This window comes from Kitasatospora sp. NPDC091257, assembly GCF_044757675.1.
In the GTDB taxonomy this organism is placed as follows: domain Bacteria; phylum Actinomycetota; class Actinomycetes; order Streptomycetales; family Streptomycetaceae; genus Kitasatospora; species Kitasatospora lactacystinica.
The window spans coordinates 1-2390 of sequence record NZ_JBIVVI010001307.1 but is presented as its reverse complement, the minus strand read 5'-3'; the positions used below and the strand labels follow the sequence as shown (position 1 = coordinate 2390).

Here is a 2390-nt window from a genome sequence, read left to right as displayed (position 1 = left end):
CCCCTGTCGGCCCCACCGGCCTTCGCCCCCCGGCCCCGGTGCTTCGGCAACTCCGACGGTGCGGGCCGGTCGGGCCGGTCGGGCCGGATCGCGTTTCCTCCTCGACTTGCGCGCCCTCGACGCGCCAGGTAAGGAGAATCGCCGGAAGATCTGTACCGACACGTACCATCTGCTGTGCGTCAGGCATGTGACGGTGCGTCCTCTCGCACTGCTGCGAGCCGACCCACGTCATGCCGATGAGGCGCGTTCACCGCGCTTCGGCGAATCGGACGGAAGCCGGTTCGCCCGAATGCGTGTGGCCGGCCCGGATCCCGGCAGAGCCCTTCAGGTGTTCCGGCCCCGAGGAGGTCGCGGGTGATGACGAGAAGCTCCATAGCGTGACCGGCGCCGACGCGCACCAGGCACTCAACGGCCGCCGAAAGGATTCGGCCGACGCGACTCAACGGTGAACACCCCGCACCCGCAGCCGATCGGCCGCAGTGTCGGAGGCCGACCGGCTCCGGGATGGAGTTCGCCGGATTTCCTAGGAGAGAAGCAATGCCACTACTGGCAATGATGCGGCCTGCCCTCAGACAGACCGTCGTCGTGCTGGCCGCGCTCGCGGCCGTGCTGATCCACGGGGCGCAGACCCCCGCGTACAGCGCTTCGATCAATGCGATCACCGGTATCACCACCACCTGGGCCGGATCGCCGTCCGCGCCGCTCCATCCCGGGATGACCGTCACCACGCAGATCACCTGGTGCGTCCCGGACGGCAGCCATGCGGGTGACACCTTCTCGGTCACGATGCCGGCGCAGCTCGCGAACTTCCCGTCCGGCACGCAGACCGTGCTGGACGGCACCGGCGCGGCCATCGGCACCGCCACCATCGCCGGCCGGCCCGCCGTCGTGACGTACACCATGGGCGCCTATGTCGAGACGCACACGGGCGTCTGCGGGCAGACCACGATCAGCGCCCAGCTGTCGACCGACAACAACGGCGCGCAGGACCTCGTCTACACGACGAACGCGGGGGTCACGTTCACCACCCCGATCGTCGTCGAGCCGTGGCCGCCCCGCAATCCCGCCAACGCCGAGAAGTACGGGCTCATCTACACCGGCACCGCCTTCCCGGACACGAACATCGTCTGGGTGATGCACACCCCGGCGAGCACGACGGCCACCACGGCCACGTTCACGGACACCGCCCAGGCCGGCCAGGCCTTCAACTGCGCGGCGTTCGTACCGGGGCTGACACTCCCCTACTCCACCGATCCCGCGTCCACCATCGCCCAGCAGAACCTGGACACGGCCACCAACACGCTGGGCAACGACGTCACCTACACCGGCACGGCCACCCTCAACTCGTGCACTCCGACCGGCATCTCGGTCACCGTCACCGTCCCGGCGAACACGAGCGTCGGGCTGATCCTGCCGGTGACGATCACGGACAACACCCTCAAGCAGTTCTCGGACACCGTCGTGGTCGCCATGGGGAACGGCACCAGCCAGAACGCCGGAACCTCGCTGGACAACCCGAACTGGAACAACTCCGGCGGCGGGAACAACCTCTCCATCGTCAAGTTCTCCACCGACGAGGGCCCGACGAACGGCGACCACAACACGGCACCCGGCAAGTCCGTCCCCGCCGGGACTCCGACGCCGGTGACGATGACCGTCAGGAACAACGGGTCGCTGGTGCTGAGCAACGTGGAGGTCACCGACAGCACGACGTCCGGCCCGGCCCTCACCGGCCTGTCCTGTGACTTCTCCCCGTTGGGCGGCCCGGTCACCGGTACGACCTGGGCCGGCCCCTTCGTGCCGGGCGCGACGTTCGACTGCACGGGGACCATCCCGGCGATGGAACCCGGCACCCAGGAGACCGACACCTCCACGGTCACCGCCACCACCACCGCAGGCGTCACCGTCACGGCCTCGGACTCCTTCAACGCGGCGACACCGCCCTCGACTCCGGCGCTGACGATCGCCAAGTCCGCCTCCCCGACGACCGTCTCCACCGCGGGCCAGACCGTCACATACTCCTACCTGGTCACCAACACCGGAAACGTCGACCTCACCACCATCGGAGTGACCGAGACCCAGTTCTCCGGCACCGGCACCTCCCCGACAGCGACCTGCCCGGTCACCACGCTCACCCCCGGCGCCTCCACCACCTGCACCGCGACCTACACCGTCACCCAGGCGGACATCGACGCGGGCACCGTGACCAACACCGCCACTGCCCACGGAACCCCACCCAGCGGCCCGCCCGTCACCTCACCCCCCGCAACCGCCCGGATCACCGCGACCGGCACACCGGCGCTGACGATCGCCAAGTCCGCCTCCCCGACGACCGTCTCCACCGCGGGCCAGACCGTCACATACTCCTACCTGGTCACCAACACCGGAAA

Annotated in this window: 1 protein-coding gene; it reads left to right on the top strand. The window is 69.1% G+C overall.

Features of this window, described 5'->3' with window-relative positions; genetic code table 11:
* Positions 1–537: 537 nt before the first annotated feature.
* Positions 538–2390: Ig-like domain-containing protein (locus ACIQOV_RS37635; RefSeq protein ID WP_401055281.1), on the top strand; the 1853-nt coding region annotated here is incomplete at its 3' end.